The organism is Microbacterium yannicii, from assembly GCF_024055635.1.
GTDB lineage: Bacteria > Actinomycetota > Actinomycetes > Actinomycetales > Microbacteriaceae > Microbacterium > Microbacterium yannicii.
Window position 1 is genome coordinate 225761 of the sequence record NZ_JAMXMB010000025.1, and the last position, 21609, is coordinate 247369.

Here is a 21609-nt window from a genome sequence, read left to right on the forward strand (position 1 = left end):
TCGCTCCGTCACGAGCTATGCCCGCAGCACATAATGAATCGCCAACATAATGTAGGTGCGACACTGAGATTGCGGCGCGTCACCGTGGCCCAGCCTCTCCATCGCCGGGCGCGAGGTACCCGCGCAGCGCCAGCCCGAGCTCGGTGCGCCACGCCTGCTCCGGGAGCCACTCGGCCACGAGAGGTGCCGACTGCACCGCGGACTGGGCGATGAGCAGCACCATCGCGGCGAGCTGCGCAGGATCGCCGCTGCGGACGTATCCCGCCCGCTGTCCTGCCGTGATGCGCCGCGCGGTCTCCGCGTGGATCGCGCGCTGACTTCTGCCCAGCCGGTCGAGGATGTAGTGCGCGAAGAGCTCCGGATCGGTGTCGCGCAGGCGATCGACGAGCGGCAGCCGGCGCACGTGGTCGGCGGTCTCGACGAGGAGCCCCGCAAGCTCGTTCAGGTCGGCGCACTCGCGCTCGCCGGCGGGCAGGGCCGCGACGAGCTCGCGCGTCACGAGGGCCGCGAACACGGCCTGCGCGTCCGGCCAGTAGCGGTACAGCGTCTGACGTGCGATGCCGCAGCGGCGCGCGATATCGGATGCCGTCGTCCGGCGGATCCCGTGCGCGAGCACCTCCTCGAGCGCAGCGTCGAGGATCGCCGTCTCCGTGTCGGGCGCTCCCTCAGCCATGTGACAACCATACAGAATGTGTCATACTGTCGCCATGGTTGCGCCGGCGCACACAGACCCTCCGGGCGACGCCGCTCCCCCGCGTCCTCTCGCCGTGCCGACACCCCGCCCCCGCAGCTCCTGGGACTCCTGGGGTACCGAGCCCGCCCGCCTGCCTCCCGCGGCGAAGGCCATCGTGGCGACCCTGCTGCCCGGCAAGGCGCATCCCGTGCGGCGCCGCGCCGCGCCCCGACTCACCCCGTCGCTGCTCCCGGATGCCGACTTCGACGCGCTCGCCGGGATCCTCGGCGATGCGCACCTGACCCGCACCGACGAAGGCCGGGTGCTGCACCTCGGCGGCAAGAGCACGCCCGACCTTCTGCGCCGCCGGCTCGACGATCCGCAGGCGGCTCCCGACGCCGTCGCCTCGCCCGCCGACCACGACGAGGTCGGCGCCGTGCTGCGTCTCTGTGCCGCCCGCGGCATCGCCGTCGTGCCGTTCGGAGGCGGCACGTCGGTCGTCGGGGGCGTCGACCCCGACCGGGGCGCTCATCACGCAGTGATCGCGCTGGACCTGACCCGCACGGCCGCCCTCCTCGCGCTCGACGAGGTGTCGCTGCTCGCGACGTTCGGCGCCGGCACCACCGGGCCGCAGGCGGAGGAGATGCTCGGAGCACGCGGCCTCACGCTCGGCCACTTCCCCCAGAGCTTCGCCTACGCCTCGCTGGGCGGCTACGCCGCGACACGCTCGAGCGGCCAGGCGTCGCGGGGGTACGGCCGCTTCGACGACCTCGTCCACGCGCTCCGTGTCGCCACCCCGGCGGGCGACCTCGCCCTCGGCCGCTCCCCCGCGAGTGCCGCCGGGCCCGATCTGCGCCAGCTGTTCCTCGGCTCCGAAGGGGCCTTCGGCGTCCTCACCGAGGTGACGGTCCGGGTCCGCCCCGTCCCCGCCGCGACCGCCTATCGCGCGTGGTCGTTCCCCGACTTCATGTCGGGTGCCGCGGCGTTCCGCGAGGCCACGCAGCGCGGCATCCGTCCCACCGTCCTGCGGCTCAGCGACGAGACCGAGACGCGCGTGAACGCCGCGATGGGCGGCCATCTCACCCGCCTGCGCGGATGCCTCGCCGTCGCCACCTTCGAGAGCGCGACCGCTTCGGAAGCCGAAGCCGCACGTGACGACCTCGACCGCGTCTTCACCGCCCACGGCGCGACGTCGCGCGGGGAGGATCCGGCCCGATCGTGGGAGCGGGGACGCTTCGCGTCTCCGGCTCTGCGCGACGCGCTGATGGACACCGGCGTACTCGCCGAGACGCTCGAGACCGCCACCACGTGGGCCAACCTGCCCGCCCTCAAGCGCGCCGTCACCACCGCGCTGACCGAGAGCCTCGCCGCGACCGGCACGAAGCCGATCGTGCTCTGCCACATCTCGCACGTGTACCCGGCGGGCGCGTCGCTCTATTTCACCGTGGTCGCGGCGCTCACCGACGATCCGCAGACCCAGTGGAGACGGGCGAAGGATGCCGCGTCCCACGCCATCACGGACGCCCACGGCACCATCACCCACCATCACGCCGTCGGGCGCGACCACCGTCCGTACCTGGAGGCGGAGATCGGCACCCTGGGTGTCGAGGTCCTCCGTGCGGTGAAGGCCGTGCTCGATCCGACGGGCATCATGAACCCGGGCGCACTCGTGGTCCCGCCGGCCCCCACCGAACGCGCATGAGGGTCGCGCTCCTCGTCAATCCCGCGGCACGCGGCGGCGCCCACACCGGCGCGGCGACCCGGGCCGCCGAGCGCCTCCGGAGCCACGGCGTGCAGACCTCGGTCCTGAGCGGCGGCAGCGCGGCGGAGTCCTCCGAGCTGCTGCGCACCGCGATCGAGCTGGGAGTGGATGCCGTCGCCGGCGGCGACGGCACGGTGAACCTCGCGATCCAGGAGGTCGCGGGCACCGGGATCCCGCTGGGCATCGTGCCTTCCGGCACGGGCAACGACTTCGCGGCGACCCTGGGGCTGCGCGAGCTCGACGTCACCGCTGCCGCCGATGCGATCGCCGGCGGCCGGACCCGCCGCATCGATCTGGCGCGCGTGACCCGCGACGACGGCTCGACCCGTTACTTCGGGTCTGTGCTCGCCAGCGGCTTCGACTCGAAGGTCAACGACCGCGCCAACGCGATGCGGTGGCCGCGCGGCGGCTCCCGGTACAACATCGCCATCCTCGTGGAGTTCCTGACGCTCTCCGGCATCGCCTACGAGGTCGACGCCGAACTGGCGGACGGGACGCACGATGCCCTGAAGGGCGACCTCGTGATGGCGACGGTGGGCAACGGGCGCACGTATGGCGGCGGCATCCCGATCTGTCCCGATGCCGATCCGGCCGACGGACTCCTGGATCTCGTGCTGGTACGCCCTGCAGGACGCCTCCGGCTCGCACGCCTGCTGCCGCGGGTCTACCGCGGCACTCACGGCACGGTGCCCGAGGTGTCGATCCGGCGCGTGCGCTCGGTGCGGCTCTCGTCGCCGGGCGTCACCGCCTATGCGGACGGTGACCCGATCGGGGCGCTGCCCCTCACGATCGACGTCGCGCCCGGCACACTCACGATCTTCACGCCCGCCGGCTGACGGCCGGCGCGCGCGGCGTCAGTGCGCCGCCTGGACCGCCCGCAGCTTCGCCAGCACCTGATCGCGGAGCTCTTCCGGAGCGCTCTCCTTGCAGGCCCGGGCCAGCACCTCGGTGAGCGTGCGCGCGACGAGAGCCTCGTCGCGGCAGCCGGCGCAGTTCTCGAGATGCTCGGCGATGTCGCTCTGCTCGGTCTTGCAGACCTCGTGGCGCAGGTACTCCTCCAGGTCGCGCCGTGCCTTGTCACAGCCGCAGTCGGTCATTTGGTGCTCCTCGTGGCGGCAGTCGCGATGCCGCGCTCTTTTGCGTAGTCGGCCAGCAGTTCACGAAGCATGCGCCTGCCACGATGCAGACGGCTCATGACAGTGCCGATGGGGGTCTTCATGATGTCGGCGATCTCCTGGTAGGCGAAGCCCTCGACGTCCGCGAGGTACACCGCCAGCCGGAAGTCCTCCGGGATGGACTGCAGCGCATCCTTCACGACCGACGCGGGCATGTGGTCGATCGCCTCGGCCTCGGCCGAGCGGGTGCTCGATGCCGTGGTCGACTCGGCGCCGCCGAGCTGCCAGTCCTCGAGGTCGTCGATCGTGCCCTGGTACGGCTCGCGCTGCTTCTTGCGGTATGTGTTGATGTACGTATTCGTGAGGATGCGGTACAGCCAGGCCTTGAGATTCGTCCCCTGCGTGAAGGTCTTCCACGAGGCGAACGCCTTGACGAAGGTCTCCTGGACGAGGTCGGCTGCGTCCGCGGGGTTACGCGTCATGCGCATGGCCGCGGCGTACAGCTGATCCATGAAGGGCAGTGCCTGCTCTTCGAACTGCGTGCGCGGATCCTGCACCTGGTCCGTCTGGTCGATCGGGTCGCTCATCACGCGCCAGTCTACGGCGGCGGCCTGTACGCCGTCCGGGACCCGTGTGAGGGGCTCGTGGTGAAGCGGCGCCTCGAGATCGAGGCGATCGAGAGTGGCGAACATCCGGCTCCGCTCGGTGGGTGGCTCCCGGCTGGTTGGTGCCGGGTTCAGTAGGGTAGAACCCGATGACAGCCGACGGGTATTCCCCCACTTCCGCGCCGACCGAGCGCGGCCACTGGCACGCACCCCTGGCGGAGGGACCCCTGCACGCCAGCGTGACCGTGCCCGGCTCGAAATCCCTGACCAATCGCGAGCTCATCCTGGCCGCGCTCGCCGACGGTCCGAGCCGCCTGACGGCCCCGCTGCACTCCGACGACTCGGCACGCATGATCGAGGCGCTGCGCTCGCTCGGCGTCGGGATCGAGCTGGTTCCGGGCGACGGACGGTACGGCGACGACATCGAAGTGACGCCGGTGTGGCCGCTGCGCGGCGACACCGAAGTGAACAGCGGGCAGGCCGGCACCGTCATGCGGTTCGTCGCCGGACTGGGCGGGTTCGCACGCGGCGACGTCACCGTCACCGCGCACGAGAGCGCCCTGCACCGGCCCATGGGCGCCATGATCACGGCGCTGCGCGATGTCGGCGTCGACATCGACGACGGCGGTCACTGGGCGCTGCCGTTCATCATCCGCGGCCATGGTCATGTGCGCGGCGGAGAGGTGACGATCGACGCCAGCGCGTCGAGCCAGTTCGTGTCGGGTCTGCTGCTCGCCGCACCCCGATTCGACGTCGGCCTGCAGCTGCGGCATGCGGGCGAACGGCTTCCGAGCATCCCCCACATCGACATGACCGTCGAGGCGCTCGCCCACCGCGGCGTGCACGTCGAGCGTCCCGGTGTCGGCGAGTGGATCGTGCCGGCTGGTCCGATCCGCGGCAAGGATGTCGCCATCGAGCCGGACCTCTCGAACGCGGCGCCCTTCCTCGCTGCGGCCATGGTGGCGGGCGGATCCGTGTCGGTCACCGGCTGGCCCGCCCACTCGACCCAGCCGGGCGCGATGCTCACCGACATCCTGTCGCTGATGGGGGCGCGCGTGGTCCGTCGGGGCGGCGCGCTCACCGTGACGGCGGGCGCCGGCATCCAAGGCGTCGACCTCGACCTGTCCGCCGCGGGCGAGCTCACCCCGACGATCTTCGCGCTGGCCGCCTTCGCCGAGTCGCCCTCGACCCTCCACGGGATCGGCCACATCCGCGGACACGAGACCGACCGCATCGCCGCTCTCGTCGCCGAGCTGCGCGGCCTGGGCGGAGAGGCCGAGGAGCTGCCTGACGGCATCCGCATCGTCCCGCGGCCGCTCCACGGCGGCGTCTGGCACGCCTCCCACGACCACCGGATGGCGACGACCGGTGCGCTCATCGGCCTGGCCGTGCCGGGTGTGGAGGTCGACGACATCGGCACCACCGCCAAGACGATGCCGGAGTTCCCGCAGATCTGGCGTCGCATGCTGGACGGCGAGCACGCCGAAGGCGGCCTCTCCGAGGAGACGATGCGCGCCTCGTGATCGGGCGGAGCGCGGTCGGTGGCGGAGCTGACGGGATGACCACGGTGAAGCAGCCCAGGGCGGCGGCATGAGCTGGCTGGACGACCTCGACGACGACGAGGAGTCGGACTTCGACGAGGCCGACATCCGGATGCGGCCGAACCCCAAGGCCAACCGGCCGCGCACCAAACGCCGGCCCGCGCACAGCGATGCCCAGATCGCCCGCGTGCTCGGCGTCGATCGCGGCCGCTACACCGTGCTCCTCGACGAGGATCAGCCCGAGGAGCGCACGGTGCTCGCCGTGCGGGCGCGGGAGCTGCGCAAGATGCCGATCGTCACCGGGGACCGTGCTCGTGTCGTCGGCGACGCCTCGGGCGACGAGGGCACCCTCGCCCGCATCGTCGGCATCGAGGAGCGCACGTCGCTGCTGCGACGCAGCGCCGACGACACCGATCAGGTGGAACGCGTCGTCGTCGCCAACGCCGACCAGATGCTGGTGGTCGTCGCGGCGGCAGACCCGGAGCCCCGCCCACGGCTCGTCGACCGCTACCTGGTCGCGGCGCTGGATGCCGGCATCCGTCCCCTCCTCGTGGTGACGAAGACCGACATCGCCGACCCCGGCGCCTTCCTGGCGCACTTCGAAGGCCTCGACCTCGTCGTGTTCACGAGCGGACGCGACGAGATGCCGCTCGAGCGGATCGGCGCGGCGCTCGAGGGGCACGCGACAGTGTTCGTCGGACACTCGGGCGTGGGCAAGTCGACGCTCGTCAACGCCCTCGTGCCGGACGCCCGACGGGCGACCGGCCATGTCAACGTGGTCACCGGGCGCGGGCGTCACACCTCCAGCTCGACGGTGTCGCTGCGCTACCGGGGCGCGGGCGGCAACGGATGGGTCATCGACACGCCGGGCGTCCGCTCCTTCGGCCTCGGGCACGTGGACCCCGCGAACATCCTCCGAGCCTTCACGGATCTCGCGGAAGTGGCCGAGGAGTGCCCGCGCGGCTGCACCCACCTGCCGGATGCGCCCGACTGCGCCATCGTCGAGGCCGTGGAAGAGGGCCGCCTCGGGCCCGGCGGCCCCGCCCGCCTCGACTCGCTGCAGCGGCTGCTCGAGACCTTCGCCGAGAAGTCCCACAAGTCCGGCGCGTAACCGGCGTCGCGGGTCTCGTGGCCCGCCTTCGGCGCTGCCCGGTGCTCGTTGCTCGTTGCTCGGAACCGAGAGTCGCGACCTAAAGTGGAGCGGTGACCACGACGCGCCTCGAACCCGGCTCTCTCGCCCCCGCCTTCACCCTCGTCGATCAGGACGAGCGGGCCGTGACGCTCAGGGATCTGCGGGGACGACGCGTGATCCTCTTCTTCTACCCCGAGGCGATGACGCCCGGCTGCACGAAGGAGGCGTGCGACTTCCGCGACAGCCTCGCACCGCTGCAGGCTGCGGGCTACACGATCTTCGGCATCTCGCGCGATGAGCCGGAGAAGCTCCGGCGGTTCCGCGAGCGCGACGGCCTCACCTATGACCTCCTCAGCGACCCCGATCACGCCGTGCACGAGAAGTACGCCGTGTGGGGCGAGAAGGTGAACTACGGCAAGACGTTCATGGGCGTCATCCGCTCCACCTTCGTCATCGATGAGAAGGGGCGCATCTCTCACGCGCTGTACAACGTGCGCGCGACCGGTCACGTCGCACGCGTGCGGGCGCTTCTCGGCGTCTAGCCTTTTTCGCCCTCGGGCGGAATCGACTGCTGAGGACGCGGAAGAACGAGGGCGCGGTGCGAGGGGGGCGTCAATCGCTCCGGCGCGCGGCGCGCCCGGCGTCCCGCACGGCAAGCACCAGCAGCACGAGCACGATCAGGGCTGGGATGGCCAAAGCCCACGCGATCGACGGATCGGCGAAGCTGCCCGTCGCCGCGCCGAGGGCGACCGCCAGGATCAGCAGCTGCGCGACGATCCCGCCGGATCTTCCCCAGGACTGGCCGAGCCAGATGGCGACGGCGAAAGCGACGACCGCTGCGGCGCCGACAAGCGTCAATGCGGCGAGCGCGACCGCGCTGCCGATGGACTTGGTATCGCCCGTCGCGATCGCGATCACCTCGCGCACGGTGAGCGCCGCCAGGCCAAGCCCTTCGAGCCCGACCAGCACCGCGGCGATCCTTCCGGACAGGTTTGTCCGCATTCTCCGTCGACTTCCTCTCGCGCTGCACAGTGGTTTGTGCGAACCCTCCAGGTCACAGAGGGAACACTCAGCAAGTCCTACGAAAACCCGCCGATCAACCCTTGATTCAGGTAAACCGCTATGGGACGATTGGTGAAGCCGTGTGCTCCCACAGCGACGTGGGGCGAGTCAATCTCGCACATCCCACAGGGTATCGGACCCGAACCGACCCGCATCCCCACCCCTCTGTTACAAGGAGCACCACCATGGACTGGCGCGACAAGGCCGCCTGCCTGACCGTCGACCCCGAACTGTTCTTCCCCGTTGGGAACACCGGTCCGGCCGTCGATCAGATCGAGAAGGCCAAGTCGGTGTGTGCACGTTGCACCGTCACCGAGATCTGCCTGCAATACGCCCTCGAGACCGGGCAGGACTCCGGCGTGTGGGGTGGCCTCTCCGAGGACGAGCGCCGCGCGCTCAAGCGCCGCGCCGCGCGCGCCCGCCGCGCTTCCTGACGCATCACGACGACACCCGGGCGCTTCGGCGCCCGGGTGTCGTCGCGTGTGCTGCCGGCCGCACGCCCCGCCCGGGCGCGCGCTCAGCGACGAAACAGGGGACTCTGGCTGAGACCGGGGGCGATGCCCCCTGTCTGGGTGCGAATCCCCTGTTTCGCGCGGTCAGGCGCGGCATCGCCAGACGCCGCCCGCGGGTCACGCCTTGGCGCGCTCGATGTAGCGCAGTGGGATGTCGATCGTGACCTCCGTGCCGCTGCCCATGATCGTGTGCCAGTCGATCGTGCCGCCGAGTTCGCCCTGGATCAGGGTGCGCACGATCTGCGTCCCGAGACCGCGGCCGACCTGGCCCTCCGGCAGCCCCGAGCCCGTGTCGCGAACCCGCACCTCGAGCCGGTCGTCGCCGCGTTCGGCGATGATCTCGACGTCGCCTTCCTGACCGGCCAGCCCGTGCTCGACGGCGTTCGTGACGAGCTCCGTGAGCGCCAGCGCGAGCGGCGTGGCGTATTCGCTCGGCAGGGTGCCGAAGCGGCCGGTCGAGTGCGTGCGGGCGCGCGTGTTCGGGGCCGCCGCGACCTCGGCGACGAGCTTCAGCACGCGCGCGAACACCTCGTCGAAGTCGACGTTCTGCGCCAGTCCCTCCGAGAGGGTGTCGTGCACGACGGCGATCGCCGAGACGCGCCGCATCGCCTGGGTGAGCGCATCGCGGGCCTGTTCGGTGTGCGAGCGACGGGCCTGGATGCGCAGCAGCGACGCGACGGTCTGCAGGTTGTTCTTGACGCGGTGATGGATCTCGCGGATCGTGGCGTCCTTGGTGATGAGCTCCTGCTCCTGATGGCGGATCTCCGTCACATCACGGCAGAGCACGATGGCGCCGATGCGTGTGCCGTGGTCGCGCAGCGGGATGGTGCGCAGCGACACCGTCACGCCGCGTGCCTCGAGGTCCGCACGCCACGGGGCGCGCCCGGTGACGACCACCGGCAGTGACTCGTCGAACTGGCGCGTCGCCGGAAGGATCCCGGTGACGACCTCGACGAGCGACTCCCCCTCGAGCTCGTCGTCGAAGCCGAGACGGTTGAACGCCGACAGCGCGTTGGGGCTGGCGAAGGTCGTGATGCCGTCGACGTCGAGGCGAATCAGCCCGTCCGATGCGCGGGGTGCTCCGCGACGCGGGGACGTCGGCGCGGCGAGGTCGGGGAAGTCGCCCGACGCGATCATGCCGAAGAGGTCGTCGGCGCAGTCGTTGAAGGTGATCTGCTGGCGCGAGGGGATGCGCGCCTCACCCAGGTTGGTGTGCCGGGTCAGCACACCGATGACCGTGGCGGTCGTTCCGCTCCTGCGCGCGACCGGCACGGCGCGCACGCGGGTCGGCGTCTCTTCGAACCAGTCCGGCGACGCGGAGTCGACGATCGCCCCGGTCTGGAAGGCTTCGCGCACCTGGGTGCGCCACTGGGGCCGGACTCGGTCGCCGACGATGTCGCGGTAGAAGAGGGTCGCCGCACCGCCCGGCCGCGTGTGGGCGACGGCGACGAACGAGTCGTCGGATGTCGGCACCCAGAGCACGATGTCGGCGAACGCCAGATCGGCGAGGAGCTGACCATCCCCCGCGAGACGGTGCAGCCACTCCACGTCTTCTTCGCTGGAGCGGCCCTGGGCGTAGACGAGATCGCTGAGGGTCGACACTCACCCAGCCTAGAGCGCCGAGCTCACCCCACCGGCGCACCGGCGCGAGCGACGTCGGGGACCGCGCGCGCAGCGCCGCGGCCCCGGTCGCTGCCCCTGCCACGCCGCCGGCCGGGCATCGCCCGCGGCTCCGGCGCCGGCACGACCGCCTCGCCGACGAAGCGGCGCAGCGCCAAGGTGAGCGGCGACCGCGGCGCAACCTCGGCGATCGGCAGCGACGCCAGGATCGCGGCATCCGTCGACCTGGGATCCTGCGGCAGGAACCACACGTCCTCGATGCCGCCGAACCGGTCCAGCGTGCGCCGCACCTGGCCTCGGGCATCGATGCCCAGGGTGCCCGGGCGCAGGCGGTTCGCGACGACCGCCACCGGCGTCGCACCGATCGTGGCACGCAGATCGGCATGCCCGCGGAGGAACCGGGCGATGCCGACGGGGTCGGCGGCCACCACGGCCACGACGAGGTCGGCGGCACGCAGCGTGGCGAGGGTGGCCGCGTGGCGCCGCGGACCGTCGAGGTCGCTCACGATCTCTTCGTCCCGCTCCAGCGAAGAGGCGACGTCCACCACGGTGAAGTCGACCCACTGGCGGCAGGCGGCGAGCGCGGCGCTGACGCGGCGGTCGCTCAGCTCGGGCCAGCGCGAGGGACGGTTGATGCCGGTGAGCACGTCGACGCCGGTGCGACCCAGCGGCACCGCGATGCGCGTGAGCTCGCGGGCGTCGAGGCCGCCCAACTCCGCCTGCCGGCAGGCGGCGGCGAAGCCGGGTCCCTCGTCGGCGAGCCCGAGCGTGAGAGCGAGCGAGGGCGCCTGGGTGTCGGCGTCCACGAGAGCCACGTGCCGGCCGCCTCGCGCGAGCTCCACGGCCAGCTCTGTCGCGACGGTCGAGCGGCCGGGGGCGCCGGCGGCTCCCCACACCGCGATCACACGCGGTTGGGGGCGCTGAGCGGCCGGGGGCGCCGCCGCCGCGGGTCCGGCCGAGAGAGCCTCGGCGATGCGCCATGGCTCGGCCTGACGGCTCAGCGGCGCCTCCAACCCGCAGGCCGCCGCGACGCGCTCGCCGGCCGCGTCCTCGACGAGCGGCACGACGCGCGTCCCGGCGCGGTCGCACACCGCGACGACGGAGGGCGACATCGTCGCGCGCGAGACCGAGACGATCAGAGCGTCGGCATCGGCGAGCGCCCGCAGCAGCGTCTCGGCGTCGGTGCCGAGCATCCCATCGGTCGCCGCGAGAGCCGGCGCCGCGGCGCCGACCTCCGCGATGACGTCGATGCCCTCGCGGCGCAGCCCGTCGACGAGGAGAGCCGCCCCGTCGACTGCGACGACGACCTTCATGACCCGGCGCCCGCCGTCGGCACGATGGAGAGCGCGGACTCGTCCGCCATCGCGGCGAGTGTCGCTGGCACGTCGGCGCGAGGAATGACGAGTTCGAGCGCGGCTGCACCGCCGCCCATCATGGAGTCGTCGCGGGTCACCGAGACCACCGTGGCGTCGGCCACGAGGATCCGGGGCTCGTCGTATGCGCCCTGCTCGAGAAGCGGCGCCGACCACAGTTCGACCACGGTGCCCGCCTCGACGGAGGCCGGCACGTCGACGGCGCTGCGCACGACGACGCTGGTGGTGCGGGCAGCGGACGGGTCGCCGACGGATGCCGCGGGCACGAGCTCGCCCGCCTCGATCGTGCGCGTCGCGACGTGCGCCTCGGGGAGGTCATCGGCCGTGAGATAGGTACCCGCGAGCGGTCCGAGTGCGACGTCGACCACCTTGAGATCACCGGCGCCGATCGCCTCGCCGGGCACGATGGTGTGCGCCGCCGCATAGACCGGCACCGTCTGCCGCGCGGCCGAGACCACCAGCCACACACCGACGACGGATGCTGCCACGAGCAGCACGCCGAGGAAGAACCGCGCGTCGCCCCAGAAGGCGCGTCGCGGGGTGCGGACAGGGTCGCTGTGGGCCGTCATGGGTCCATCGTCGCCGACTCCGCGAGACGGCGTCGCGCGTTATCCACAGGGCACCCAGCGCCCGGCCCGTACCCCGGAGGCGGGTCCATAATGGGGGCATGTCCGATGACCCGACGTCGAACGTGCGTCTGCTCGCCCCCGCCCAGGTGGGCGAGGTGCTCGGCGTCTCCGTCGACGAGGTCATGGCGCTGGTGCTCGAGGGTCGCCTGCGTGGGCTGCGCGTCGGTGCGCCGGCGCGCTGGCGCGTGGAGGCCGCGAGCGTGGACGAGTACCTCGACGAGCAGGCGGAGGAGGCGCGGCGGATGGCCCTGTGGCGCCAGTCGCAGACCGCGAGCTTCCCGGAGCTCTGGGGCGGCGGCTTCGTCCGCAAGACCGACTGAGCCGAGGCCCCGCGCGATGAAGGTGCGCGACGGGGTCGACGTTCTCCCCCGCCGGCGCCGACCGGTGCGGGCCGCGCGAGCAGCCGAGTGAGTGCAGCGCCGCAGGCTGTCAGGGCAGCGCGGGAGCCTCGTCCGCACGGATCCACGCGACGGCGCTGAACGGCACCAGACGGTAGCCCGCGACCGCGTCGGTGCGCCGCGGCGCACCCGGCTCATGCAGCGCGATGTCGAGGTGGTCCGCGCCGGCGCGGTCGATCGTACCTGTGAGCACGCGCCCCGAGCCGAGATGCACCGCGACGCCGGCGCGGCGCCGGACGAGGTCCCGCAGGACGAAGCCGAAGGTGAGCCGATCGGCGAGGGGCGACCTCGGCGGCGCCGGCCGAGCAGTGCGCAGCAGGTCGGCGTGCGGCATCCCGATCGCCGAGATCGCCGAGAAGGGCACCACCACCGCCCCGCCGGGGCCTTCAGCGAGCGCGAGGGCGACCCAGTCGGCCCCCACGCCCGTCACTGACGCCCGCAGGGTCGCGCCGTCGGCGAGATCGAACGACGCAACGGCGGGTGCGGCCGCATCCCGTGCGCCCAGGAGGCTCAACCGTTCCGAGAGCTGGACCCGCGAGAGCCGCAGACGCTCGGCCTCGGTGTCGAGCGCGGCCCGTTCGGCCTCCCATTCGGACGCGAGCTGATCCTCGAGGTCGTCGAAGAACCGGTCCCAGCGCACTCAGTGAGAGTAGGGCACAGCCACGGATCGGCCCTCGAGTTATCCACAGGCTCGTCCCGCGGATTTTTCCTGTGAGTTCGCCGTGTGTTCTACTGTCCGGAAGACATCCCCCCTGTCGAGATAGGCACCCATGGCAACGAAGCCCGCGGCCACAGCCCGCGCACCCCAGGCGTTCCGCAGCACGCAACTCGCAGAGTTCTTCGCGCCGCAGCGGACGCCCTCCACCGCGCTCCCCGCACCCGATCCGTTCCTGCGCAACCTCACGGTCGGCGTTCTCGAAGTCTTCGCCGGTGTGCGCGAGGTCGACCAGCTGGGGCGCTGGCTCACCGAAGACGCCTACCGCAAGCTCCTCGCGCGGGCGAACCTGGCTGCGCGTGCGCGCAGCGCCCGCGGCGTCGCGGCGAAGCGTCCCGTGCACGCGATCCTGTCGGTGCACCAGTCCTCGCCCGCCGACGGCATCATCGAAGCGGTCGTGGTGGTCCGCGGTCCCGCGCGCACGCGCGCGCTCGCCGTACGCATCGAGGGCATGGACGGGCGCTGGCGCGCCACCTCCCTGGCGCTGCTCTGAGACCCGCACGCAGCGCTGCGGAAGACGCCGCACGCAGATCCGGCGGCGGAGCCGGCCCCGACGATGTGGCCGGCCCCGTCGTCAGTCCCCTTCGTCAGTCCTGCTCGTCCTTGTCGATCAGCTCGAGGAGTGCCCGCAGCGCGTCGCGGATCTCGTAGTGGTCGTACTGGCCCGCACGACTCTCGGCCGAGATGACTCCCGATCGATGCACGCGGGTGAAGTCGCCGATCGGGAACGAGTACGCCTGCTTCGTCTCCCTGTTCTCGCGACGGTCGACCCCGAGATGCCAGTGGGAGTACTCGGTCCACCCTTCTCGCTCGATGAACGAGTTCTCCTCCTCGGCGGTGGGGGCCGCTTCCGACCAATCGTCGCGTTCATCGCGCACGACCTTGCCGTCCCGGATGAGCGCTCGGGCATGGCGCAGCGCCGGCTGGTTCAGTTCGATGGACATGCCGCGACGCTATGTCCGAGCCGGGGCCTTGAGCGAGGGTCTTGACGGATGCCGCGGCCGGCGGCACCCTACGCCCACCTCGCGCAGGACCTCACTGCTTGTACGACGACAGGAAGTTGCCGAGACGCTCGATCGCCTCCGACAGGACGCGCGCCTCCGGCAGCGTGACGATGCGCAGATGGTCGGGAGTGGGCCAGTTGAAACCCGTTCCCTGGACGAGCAGCACGTGCTCGGCGACGAGGAAGTCGTAGACGAGCTTCGCATCGTCGCGGATCTCGTACACGTTCGGGTCGAGCCGCGGGAACGCGTAGAGCGCGCCCTTCGGCTTGGAGCACGTCACACCGGGGATGCGCTCGAGCCCCTCCCACGCGGCATCCCGCTGCTCGTGCAGCCGACCCTCGGGAGCGATGAGCGCGTCGATGGACTGCACGCCCGACAAGGCAGCCTGCACCGCGTGCTGCGCGGGGACGTTGGGGCACAGGCGCGTCGAGGCGAGCAGCTGGATCCCCTCGAGGAACCCCGCCGCGTGCTTCTTGGGACCGGTGATGACCAGCCAGCCGGAGCGGTAGCCCGCCACGCGGTAGGTCTTGGAGAGGCCGTTGAAGGTGAGGCACAGCAGATCGGGGGCGAGCGTCGCGAGTGGGATGTGCTGGGCGTCGTCGAAGAGGATGCGGTCGTAGATCTCGTCCGACAGGAGCAGCAGCGAGTTCTCGCGGGCGATCTCGACGAGACCCTCGAGCACCTCGCGGCTGTACACGGCGCCCGTGGGGTTGTTCGGGTTGATCACCACGATCGCCTTGGTGCGCGGCGTCACCTTCGCGCGGATGTCTTCGAGATCCGGCTGCCAGTCGTCGTCGGGGTCGCAGCGGTAGTGCACCGGCGTGCCTCCGGCGAGGCTCGTCATCGCGGTCCACAGCGGATAGTCCGGCGCCGGGATCAGGACTTCGTCACCCTCGTCGAGCAGCGCCTGCATCGTCATCGTGATGAGCTCCGAGACGCCGTTGCCGAGGTAGACGTCGTCGGGATCGAACTGCGGGAAGCCGGGCACCTGCTCGTACCGCGACACGACGGCGCGCCGGGCCGACATGATGCCCTTGCTGTCGCTGTAGCCGTGTGCGTGCGGCACAGCCTCGATCATGTCGCGCACGATCTGGAACGGCGCCTCGAAGCCGAACACCGCCGGGTTGCCGGTGTTGAGCTTGAGGATCGAGTAGCCCTCGTCCTCCAGCCGGTCGGCCTCGGCCAGTGCCTGCCCACGGATCTCGTAGAGAACGTTCTGGAGCTTGCTCGACTGGTCGAGGGTACGGAGGGGACTCATCGCTTCAGGATATCCGCGGCCGGCGAGGGCCAATGGACTCCACGTGGCCCGGCCGGCGCGGCCCGCATCGGCCACCGACAACAGGGCGTCCGGCACGCACCCGCGGATCCGCGAGAGTTCGTCCCGTACGAGCCGGAACCCCTGTCGGGGGCGAGCGGATGCCGCTACCCGGCGTCGGACGCCGGGTCGCGCGCCCGCTACTTCTTGCGCTGCTCGGAGGCGCGGCGCTGGGCCCGGTTCAGCGGTGCCTGCTGCGCGGCAGGAGCCTCGGCATCCGTCCGCTGGCCGAAGGCACCGCGCTGCGGCTCGGCCGCCGGCGCCTGCTGCGGCTGTGCCGGGGTGGCCGCCGCGGCGGCCGCGGCCTGACGCAGCCGCGTCGCCGCCTGCTCCACCTGGCCACGGTCGTTGCGCACCTCGACCTCGCCGGCGTCGTTCGCCGCGGTGTACTGCAGGCGCTGGGTCTCGACGGGCTGCGCACCGAGGCCCTTGGCCTCGACCTGCGTGACCTGCTCGGCTCCGGCTTCACCCTGACGGCGCACCTCGACCTCGAGGTTGTAGAGGTAGCCGACCGACTCCTCCTTGATCTGCCCCATCATCGCCTGGAACATCTGGTAGCCCTCGCGCTGGTACTCGATCAGCGGGTCGCGCTGGGCCATGGCGCGCAGGCCGATGCCGTCCTTGAGGTAGTCCATCTCGTACAGGTGGTCGCGCCAGCGGCGGTCGAGCACCTGCAGCACCACGCGACGCTCGAGCTCGCGCGTCGCCGCCTCACCGAGCGTGGTCTGGCGCTTCTCGTATGCGATGCGCGCGTCGGAGAGGATCTCGCGCTTGAGGCCCTCGGCGGTGATGCCGCCCTTGCGTCCCGCGGCCTCGGCCACGACCTCGTCGATCGTGACACCGACGGGGTAGAGCGTCTTCAGCTCGGTCCACAGTGCGTCGAAGTCCCAGTTCTCACTGTGGCCCGACCCGGTGTGGTCGTCGATGACGGTGTTGATGGCGTCTTCGATGAAGTGCTGCACGCGGTCGGCGATGTCATCGCCCTGCAGGATGTGGCGCCGGTCGGAGTAGATCGCCTCGCGCTGCCGGTTGAGCACGTCGTCGTACTTGAGGACGTTCTTGCGGATCTCGGCGTTGCGCCCCTCGACCTGGCTCTGCGCCGACTTGATCGCGCGCGTGACCATGCCCGACTCGATCGCGACGTCGTCGGGGAAGTTCGTGCGGGCGATGATCGCCTCGGCGGCGCCGGACTGGAACAGCCGCATGAGGTCGTCGGTCAGCGACAGGTAGAACCGGCTCTCACCGGGGTCGCCCTGACGACCCGAACGGCCGCGCAGCTGGTTGTCGATGCGGCGCGATTCGTGGCGCTCGGTGCCGAGCACGTACAGGCCGCCGGCTTCGACGACCTTGGTGGCCTCCGACGCGACGCGGTCGCGGGTCTCCTCGTAGACCGAGGTCCACGCGGCCTCGTACTCCTCCGGCGTCTCTTCGGGGTCGAGGCCCTGAGCCTTCAGCTCCTGCACCGCCAGGAACTCGGCGTTGCCGCCGAGCATGATGTCGGTGCCGCGGCCGGCCATGTTCGTCGCGACGGTGACGGCGCCGAGGCGCCCTGCGCGGGCGACGATCTCGGCCTCGCGCGCATGGTTCTTCGCGTTCAGGACCTCGTGCTTGATGCCCTTCTTCGCGAGCAGGCGCGACAGGTACTCGCTCTTCTCGACGCTGACCGTGCCGACCAGCACCGGCTGGCCGGTCTCGTGCCGTCGCGCGATGTCTTCGACGACCTGCGCGAACTTCGCCGTCTCGTTCTTGTAGACGAGGTCGGACTGGTCCTTGCGGATCATCGGCTTGTTGGTCGGGATCGGCACGACACCGAGCTGGTACGTCGACATGAACTCCGCCGCCTCGGTCTCGGCGGTACCGGTCATGCCGGCGAGCTTGTCGTACAGGCGGAAGTAGTTCTGCAGCGTGACGGTCGCGAGGGTCTGGTTCTCGGCCTTGACCGGCACGGCCTCCTTGGCCTCGATCGCCTGGTGGATGCCCTCGTTGTAGCGACGGCCCACGAGGATGCGACCGGTGTGCTCGTCGACGATCATGACCTCGTCGTTCATCACGACGTAGTCGGTGTCGCGCTTGAAGAGGGCGAGCGCCTTGATCGAGTTGTTCAGGAACGAGATGAGCGGGGTGTTCGCCGACTCGTACAGGTTGTCGATGCCGAGGTAGTCCTCGACCTTCTCGATGCCGGGCTCGAGCACGCCGATGGTGCGCTTCTTCTCGTCGACCTCGTAGTCGACACCGGGCTCGAGCGTCTTGGCGATCTTCGCGAACTCGACGAACCAGCGGTTCGCCTCCCCCGACGACGGTCCCGAGATGATGAGCGGGGTGCGCGCCTCGTCGATGAGGATCGAGTCGACCTCGTCGACGATCGCGTAGAAGTGCCCGCGCTGCACGAGGTCTTCCTTGCGCCACGCCATGTTGTCGCGCAGGTAGTCGAAGCCGAACTCGTTGTTGGTGCCGTACGTGATGTCGGCGTTGTACTGCTCGCGGCGCACCTCGGGCGTCTGGCCGGCGACGATCGTGCCGGTGGTCATGCCCAGGGCGCGGTAGATGCGGCCCATCAGCTCGGACTGATACGACGCGAGGTAGTCGTTGACGGTGACGACGTGGACACCCTCGCCGGCGATCGCGTTCAGATACACGGGGAACGCACCGGTGAGCGTCTTGCCCTCACCGGTCTTCATCTCGGCGATGTTGCCGAGGTGAAGGGCCGCGCCGCCCATGATCTGCACGTCGTAGGCGCGCTGGCCGAGCGTGCGCTTGGCGGCCTCCCGGACGGCGGCGAACGCCTCGGGCATGAGGTGGTCGAGGGTCTCGCCCGCCTGGTAGCGCGCCCGCAGCTCCGCGGTCTCGCCCCGGAGCTCTTCGTCGGTGAGGTGCTCGTAGTCCTCTTCCAAGGCGCCGACGGCCTTCACGACCTGCTGGAGCCGCCGGAGGATGCGACCCTCACCGGCGCGAAGCAGTTTCTCGAGGGGGTTGGCCACGGAGTGTCTCCATCTTCAGGCTTTCGGGTGCGGCTGCGACGCCGCCGATGCTGCCCGGGCGCATGGCCCCAGGCATACCTGCCTATGTTATCCACCCGTGACCTTGGTGTGCGCTGGGTGTGGATGCGCCGGGGCCGCGGGACGCGCCGGGACTCGGCATCCGTTTCGTGCTTTCCGAGTATGCATATACTCGGTGACTACATACTCGGTATGCCCCTACGGAGAGGTACGACATGGTTGTCTGGCGGCGATGGATCTTCCCGATCCTGATGGTGGTCATTCTCGGCGCGGCAGCAGTCGCACTCGTGAAGATCGCGTTCTTCCCGGATCAGGCGCCCGCCGCCGCAGTGGAGCCCAGTGCGCAGATCTCGGACCCCGTGGTGGTCGTCGACAAAGGCGAGGTCGTCAACGCGCTGAGCCTCCCCGGAACGATCGCGAGGGATGCCGCGTACCCGGTCCGCTCGGAGACCGACGGGACGGTCACCGCCGTGCATGTCTCGGAGGGCCAGGCGGTCGCGGCAGGGCAGAAGCTCTTCACGATCAAGCAGGCGGACCCGGTGAAGAACGTCGACGTCGTCGCGGCCGAGGCCGGAGATGTCAGCGAGCTCGCGGTCGTCAAGGGTCAGCCCGCGTCCATCGGGGGCGAGCTGGCGAAGCTCACCCCGGCGAGGTACCACGTGCAGGCCACGGTCGAGCCGGTGCAGCTCTACCGCCTGCAAGGAGCACCCGCCGAGGGGTCGGTGACGATCCAGGGCGGTCCGGCGCCCTTCACGTGCACGGGCCTGAAGGTCGAGGTCGCCGAGGACGGCACCACGACCGTGACCTGCGCGGTGCCGTCGGACCAGACGGTGTTCGCGGGACTGCAGGCGCAGCTCGACATCGACCTCGGCACCGTGTCGGATGTGCTGGTCGTGCCGACGACCGCGGTCAAGGGCGGGGACGGCACCGGTGTGGTGTGGGTGGATGCCGGCACGGGCGAACTGGAGGAGCGGGATGTCGCGCTCGGCGTGAACGACGGCACCATCGTCGAGGTCACGAGCGGCCTGGAAGCGGGCGAGCAGGTGCGCCAGTACGTTCCCGGAAGTGCCGCAGACGACGAGCCGGTCTGCTACGACGACGGCATGGGCGGCGAGTACTGCGAGCCGCAGGGATGGAACTGGTGAGCCTCGTCCGCCTCGAGGGGGTCGCCAAGCACGTCATCTTGCCGGACGACACGCGCCTCGACATCCTCCGCGGCATCGACCTCGAGATCGCCGCGGGAGACCACGTCGCCATCGTCGGACGCAGCGGCTCGGGTAAATCCACGCTTCTCAACCTCATGGGCATGCTGGACGCGCCCTCGGAGGGCAGCGTCGCGTTCCGTGGCGAGCCGGTGCGCCGCATGCGCAAGGCTCGGCTCGACCGGCTGCGCGGACGCAACGTCGGGTTCGTCTTCCAGCAGTTCAACCTGCTCGCCGGGCGCTCCGCGCTCGAGAATGTGATGATGCCGCTCGGGTACGCCCGAGGGCGGGAGTTCTGGACCCGCCGCACGGCGGCGACCCGCATGCTGGAGCGCGTCGGACTCGGCCACCGCATCGAGTCCACCCCGGAGCAGCTCTCCGGTGGTGAGCAGCAGCGCGTCGCCATCGCACGGGCCCTGGTGCGACGGCCGGCGCTCATCCTGGCGGATGAGCCCACGGGTGCGCTCGACGTCGAGACCGGGGCATCCGTGATGTCCCTGCTCGACGAGATCGCCTCCGAGGCCGACGCCGCGCTGGTCACGATCACCCACGACCTCAACGTCGCAGCCCGCGCCCGCCGTCATTACCGGCTGGACGCCGGCGTGCTGACCGCCTTCGCACTCGACCTGCCCGCCAACGCTGCCGCTGCCGACGCGTCGGGGCTCGCAGCGAGCGTCGACGACGGGACGGATCCTGAGCCCGCGGCAGAGGCCGAGCCAGTGGAGGTGGCCTCGTGAGCGGCCTCGTCGGCGCGCTGGGCGAGGCGTGGTCCGAGATCCGCCATCACAAGCTGCGCGTGCTGCTGAGCCTCATCGGCATCGCGGTGTCGGTCGGAGCGATCACCGCGGTCGTCGCCCTGAGCGAATATCAGCAGCAGCAGATGACCGAGCAGTCCGACCGGTTCGGCGGTCGCCCGGCGACGATCCAGTTCATGGCGAACAGCACCGACGGCGCGCCGATGGACTGGGAGGAGTTCGGGGCGCACGTCGATCGGGTCGCCGAGCGCTACCAGTTCTCGCATTTCACGCGGATCGTCGACCCCGTCATGCTGCCGCTGCAGACGCCGGAGCAGGTGCGACAGGTGTCGACGCGCCTCGTAGACCCGGCCTATCCGGTGATCCACCGCACGCCGCTCCTCGAAGGGCGCTGGTTCACCGACGCCGACGCCGAGCTCGCCTCTCCCCCGGTCGTGATCACCGAGGCGCTCTGGGAGACGTATGGCAGTCCCGCGCTCGCGACCGGCTTCGCCCTGCAGATCCAGGGCGACGTCGGCGGGTCCTACACGGTGGTGGGCGTGACGCCGCGGGAGTACGCCGGCGACCAGGACAAGCACATGACGATGCTCTACGAGGACTACACCGCGCGCCGCGGCATCCTTCCCGCCGATACGGCGGTCATGTGGGAGGCGTGGGTGCCCGAAGACATGGCGGCGGATATCGGCCCGGCCCTCGCCGCCGATCTGCGGGCGGGCCTCGACGGCGTCGACGTCATGGTGAGCCGCACCGACTGGGCGTCCCGACCGGATCAGGCCCAGTACGCCCAGACGTTCGAGCTGGTCACCGGCGGGATCGCGGGTCTCGTGCTGCTGCTCGGCGGTCTGGGACTGGTCAACATCCAGCTCGTCGCCATGCGCCAGCGCATCCGCGAGATCGGCGTCCGCCGCAGCTTCGGGGCGACCGGGAGCCGCATCTTCTCGTCGGTGATGCTCGAGTCCGTCGTGGCGACGGCGGTGGCCGGCGTCGTCGGCATCGCGATCGCCGTCGCGATCCTGAAGGCCCCGTTCGTGCTCGACATGTTCCAGGGGATGCAGGACGTCCCGCCGTTCCCGATGCGCGCGGCCGTCACCGGGCTCGTCGCCGCCGTCCTCATCGGCGCCCTGGCCGGCTTCATCCCGGCTCTCGTCGCCGTCCGCTCGAACGTGATCGACGCGTTGCGCTTCTAGCCTGCCGCCGACG

22 protein-coding genes are annotated in these 21609 nt (G+C 70.9%); 11 read left to right on the forward strand and 11 right to left on the reverse strand.

Going from position 1 to position 21609, the window contains the following annotated elements:
• Positions 1–79: 79 nt before the first annotated feature.
• Positions 80–673: a TetR/AcrR family transcriptional regulator gene (locus NCG93_RS10770; protein WP_194414058.1), complete on the reverse strand. Its 594-nt coding sequence runs from the start codon at positions 671–673 to the stop codon at positions 80–82.
• A gap of 94 nt (positions 674–767) precedes the next feature.
• Here NCG93_RS10770 and NCG93_RS10775 point away from each other — a divergent pair, with 94 nt between their 5' ends.
• Both NCG93_RS10775 and NCG93_RS10780 read left to right on the forward strand, forming a co-directional pair.
• Positions 768–2375: an FAD-binding oxidoreductase gene (locus NCG93_RS10775; protein WP_252787512.1), complete on the forward strand. Its 1608-nt coding sequence runs from the start codon at positions 768–770 to the stop codon at positions 2373–2375.
• Positions 2372–3271 carry a diacylglycerol kinase gene (locus tag NCG93_RS10780; RefSeq protein ID WP_194414059.1) on the forward strand — a complete coding sequence of 300 codons (900 nt, stop codon included), beginning with the start codon at positions 2372–2374 and terminating at the stop codon, positions 3269–3271. Before NCG93_RS10775 ends, NCG93_RS10780 begins: the two co-directional genes overlap by 4 nt.
• Positions 3272–3289: 18 nt before the next feature.
• Here the strand turns inward: NCG93_RS10780 and NCG93_RS10785 are convergent, their stop codons facing one another.
• Both NCG93_RS10785 and NCG93_RS10790 read right to left on the reverse strand, forming a co-directional pair.
• Complete coding sequence (locus tag NCG93_RS10785) at positions 3290–3532, reverse strand: zf-HC2 domain-containing protein (RefSeq protein WP_194414060.1); 243 nt, start codon at positions 3530–3532, stop codon at positions 3290–3292.
• Positions 3529–4137, reverse strand: a complete 609-nt coding sequence (locus NCG93_RS10790) for a sigma-70 family RNA polymerase sigma factor (protein ID WP_194414061.1) — start codon at positions 4135–4137, stop codon at positions 3529–3531. Before NCG93_RS10790 ends, NCG93_RS10785 begins: the two co-directional genes overlap by 4 nt.
• Before the next feature lie 167 nt (positions 4138–4304).
• On the opposite strand from NCG93_RS10790, the gene aroA reads away from it, so the two are divergent.
• The 3 genes from aroA (at position 4305) to bcp (ending at position 7370) form a co-directional block, all read left to right on the forward strand.
• The gene (gene aroA, locus NCG93_RS10795) at positions 4305–5678 is read left to right on the forward strand and encodes a 3-phosphoshikimate 1-carboxyvinyltransferase (protein WP_194414062.1); all 1374 of its coding nucleotides are present in this window, start codon (positions 4305–4307) and stop codon (positions 5676–5678) included.
• A 67-nt stretch (positions 5679–5745) separates the two neighbouring features.
• A complete protein-coding gene (gene rsgA / locus NCG93_RS10800) occupies positions 5746–6807 on the forward strand; it encodes a ribosome small subunit-dependent GTPase A (protein ID WP_194414063.1) in 1062 nt (353 codons plus the stop codon).
• Between the two features lie 92 nt (positions 6808–6899).
• Entirely contained in the window at positions 6900–7370 is a 471-nt protein-coding gene (gene bcp / locus NCG93_RS10805) for a thioredoxin-dependent thiol peroxidase (RefSeq protein ID WP_194414064.1), read from the forward strand.
• 70 nt (positions 7371–7440) lie between these two features.
• On the opposite strand, the gene NCG93_RS10810 is transcribed toward bcp, so the two are convergent.
• A complete protein-coding gene (locus NCG93_RS10810; RefSeq protein ID WP_252787513.1) occupies positions 7441–7797 on the reverse strand; it encodes a histidine kinase in 357 nt (118 codons plus the stop codon).
• A 278-nt stretch (positions 7798–8075) separates the two neighbouring features.
• On the opposite strand from NCG93_RS10810, the gene NCG93_RS10815 reads away from it, so the two are divergent.
• Complete coding sequence (locus NCG93_RS10815) at positions 8076–8324, forward strand: WhiB family transcriptional regulator (protein WP_018171995.1); 249 nt, start codon at positions 8076–8078, stop codon at positions 8322–8324.
• Between the two features lie 195 nt (positions 8325–8519).
• Here the strand turns inward: NCG93_RS10815 and NCG93_RS10820 are convergent, their stop codons facing one another.
• The 3 genes from NCG93_RS10820 to NCG93_RS10830 are packed head-to-tail and all read right to left on the reverse strand — an operon-like array spanning position 8520 to position 11964.
• Positions 8520–10004: a sensor histidine kinase gene (locus tag NCG93_RS10820; protein WP_194414066.1), complete on the reverse strand. Its 1485-nt coding sequence runs from the start codon at positions 10002–10004 to the stop codon at positions 8520–8522.
• A 23-nt stretch (positions 10005–10027) separates the two neighbouring features.
• Positions 10028–11335 (reverse strand): CpaE/TadZ family protein, encoded by a 1308-nt coding sequence (locus NCG93_RS10825; RefSeq protein ID WP_194414067.1) that lies wholly within the window; start codon positions 11333–11335, stop codon positions 10028–10030.
• Entirely contained in the window at positions 11332–11964 is a 633-nt protein-coding gene (locus NCG93_RS10830; protein ID WP_194414068.1) for an SAF domain-containing protein, read from the reverse strand. Before NCG93_RS10830 ends, NCG93_RS10825 begins: the two co-directional genes overlap by 4 nt.
• A 98-nt stretch (positions 11965–12062) precedes the next feature.
• Between NCG93_RS10830 and NCG93_RS10835 the strand changes: the two genes are divergently transcribed.
• Positions 12063–12344 (forward strand): helix-turn-helix domain-containing protein, encoded by a 282-nt coding sequence (locus NCG93_RS10835; protein ID WP_194414069.1) that lies wholly within the window; start codon positions 12063–12065, stop codon positions 12342–12344.
• A 109-nt stretch (positions 12345–12453) separates the two neighbouring features.
• On the opposite strand, the gene NCG93_RS10840 is transcribed toward NCG93_RS10835, so the two are convergent.
• Positions 12454–13062, reverse strand: a complete 609-nt coding sequence (locus tag NCG93_RS10840; RefSeq protein ID WP_194414070.1) for a hypothetical protein — start codon at positions 13060–13062, stop codon at positions 12454–12456.
• Positions 13063–13192: 130 nt separating this feature from the next.
• On the opposite strand from NCG93_RS10840, the gene NCG93_RS10845 reads away from it, so the two are divergent.
• Positions 13193–13630, forward strand: a complete 438-nt coding sequence (locus NCG93_RS10845; protein WP_194414071.1) for an Rv3235 family protein — start codon at positions 13193–13195, stop codon at positions 13628–13630.
• A gap of 94 nt (positions 13631–13724) precedes the next feature.
• On the opposite strand, the gene NCG93_RS10850 is transcribed toward NCG93_RS10845, so the two are convergent.
• From NCG93_RS10850 to secA, 3 genes are all read right to left on the reverse strand, one after another.
• On the reverse strand, positions 13725–14081 hold the full coding sequence (locus NCG93_RS10850; RefSeq protein ID WP_194414072.1) for a hypothetical protein: 357 nt from the start codon (positions 14079–14081) through the stop codon (positions 13725–13727).
• Positions 14082–14172: 91 nt separating this feature from the next.
• Positions 14173–15399, reverse strand: coding sequence for a pyridoxal phosphate-dependent aminotransferase (locus NCG93_RS10855; RefSeq protein WP_194414073.1), 1227 nt, complete (start codon positions 15397–15399; stop codon positions 14173–14175).
• 197 nt (positions 15400–15596) lie between these two features.
• Entirely contained in the window at positions 15597–18434 is a 2838-nt protein-coding gene (gene secA / locus NCG93_RS10860) for a preprotein translocase subunit SecA (protein ID WP_194414074.1), read from the reverse strand.
• A gap of 233 nt (positions 18435–18667) precedes the next feature.
• Here secA and NCG93_RS10865 point away from each other — a divergent pair, with 233 nt between their 5' ends.
• From NCG93_RS10865 to NCG93_RS10875, 3 genes are read left to right on the forward strand one after another with little or no spacing between them, the layout of a single operon-like run.
• A complete protein-coding gene (locus tag NCG93_RS10865; protein WP_194414075.1) occupies positions 18668–19597 on the forward strand; it encodes an efflux RND transporter periplasmic adaptor subunit in 930 nt (309 codons plus the stop codon).
• Complete coding sequence (locus tag NCG93_RS10870; protein WP_194414076.1) at positions 19585–20391, forward strand: ABC transporter ATP-binding protein; 807 nt, start codon at positions 19585–19587, stop codon at positions 20389–20391. The genes NCG93_RS10865 and NCG93_RS10870 overlap by 13 nt, the downstream gene beginning before the upstream one ends.
• A complete protein-coding gene (locus tag NCG93_RS10875) occupies positions 20388–21596 on the forward strand; it encodes an ABC transporter permease (RefSeq protein ID WP_194414077.1) in 1209 nt (402 codons plus the stop codon). The genes NCG93_RS10870 and NCG93_RS10875 overlap by 4 nt, the downstream gene beginning before the upstream one ends.
• Positions 21597–21609: the final 13 nt, after the last annotated feature.